2 protein-coding genes are annotated in these 1,392 nt (G+C 56.0%); both read right to left on the reverse strand.

What is annotated here, in order from left to right:
- Nucleotides 1–286: 286 nt before the first annotated feature.
- Nucleotides 287–490 (reverse strand): cold-shock protein, encoded by a 204-nt coding sequence (locus tag AC1DT6_RS40465; RefSeq protein ID WP_477103602.1) that lies wholly within the window; start codon nucleotides 488–490, stop codon nucleotides 287–289.
- A 366-nt stretch (nucleotides 491–856) separates the two neighbouring features.
- Nucleotides 857–1,201, reverse strand: coding sequence for a hypothetical protein (locus AC1DT6_RS40470; RefSeq protein ID WP_477103588.1), 345 nt, complete (start codon nucleotides 1,199–1,201; stop codon nucleotides 857–859).
- Between the last annotated feature and the right edge of the window lie 191 nt (nucleotides 1,202–1,392).

Consider the following 1,392-nt stretch of genomic DNA (forward strand, 5'->3'; position numbering starts at 1 on the left):
TTCTACCGTCTGACCTTCGCGAATAGCCTTCACTGCCTGCTGCCGCATTACCTGCAATTCTACCGTCTGACCTTCGCGAATAGCCTTCACTGCCTGCTGCCGCATTACCTGCAAGGCTTGATGCTCGATCGACCGAGCATCCGAGTTTCGTTTGCATTTCATGAAAGCATTGTCTCACATGACAATACTTTCTAAAAGGTTAGTAATAGTGTTACCGGAAACAAAAAATCCCCTCGTGACAGCGAAGGGCCTTTATTCCATCTCGACTGCCTAGCCGCAACGGCGACTACAGCTTGCGAAGCTGCGAGGCTTGCAACCCTTTTGGGCTTTGCCTTGCGTCGAATTCGACCTTGGCGCCCTCATCAAGGGACCGGTATCCAGTGCCCTGGATTTCCGTGTGGTGGGCAAACAAGTCCGCGCCACCGCCGTCCGGGGTAATGAAACCAAATCCCTTTTCGTTGTTGAACCACTTCACAATGCCAGTCGCCATTTCATCCTCGAAGCAACGCATGCATACCGCATGCAGAAATCAAATTTCCAATCTGGACTTGCTGCTCAAGCTTAAGCTTCTTGCCGCCGATTGCAGCACAGTCATTCGGTCCGCCAGCATATCCGAGGAAACACATTGTAGCCAAGGTGGTCTAGTGTTTACCACTGGAGCCCGCTACAGGACCGTCCCGGCTGGTAACGGAGTCACCGCTGGCATCGCATATGTTAATTTGCGAAAGAAGAATTAGGCGCGATTAATTCTCGCGACGTCGTGCTGGTCGCGCATTTCTCTACCCAGCGAGAAAAGCCTGATGCGGAAACAAGGGAGGTCGGAAAGGAGCGCGTTGTAGGATGGCAGCGAACTGACTCAGGTCCAGTTGGTCAGCGCCAGCACGTCAGCGGCCGTGTCGAGGATAGCGGCCTGCTGGAGCAAGTCGGCAGGGTGATGGGAGGTGGCAGTACCTGCCTTGTTCATGCCCGCCTGCGCCACTGCCCACAGGTTTGCGGCGTCCTGGCGCAGGGCCTGGACGCTGGCGGAATCAGTCCAGCGGATCCTTCTCCGGCTGCGAGTACCCGGCTGCGGCGTGTCGGTCGAGGTCATGGGAGGAACGAGAATTTGATGCATATTGACCTTCAAAATTGCTTTGCCCGGTTTCGCTTCGCGCTGTCTCGCGAAGGGTGTACTTTCTGTTGCGGCGATGAGTGGCAGCACGCCCGAGAGCACGATGGCCGGCAGCGGCCTGAACCCCAAGAGTGCGTCGCAGAAGCCAACCGCGCATTGGACACAATCCACATGACGATTTGGTGTCAGCCTAGGGAATCGCTGATCAATAGCCGCTAAGCGGAGCGTCAGCGCTTGTTTGACATCCGACTCTCACGATGCGGGAGAGCGGGGGTGGTTTG

The organism is Cupriavidus sp. 01L45, from assembly GCF_056399885.1.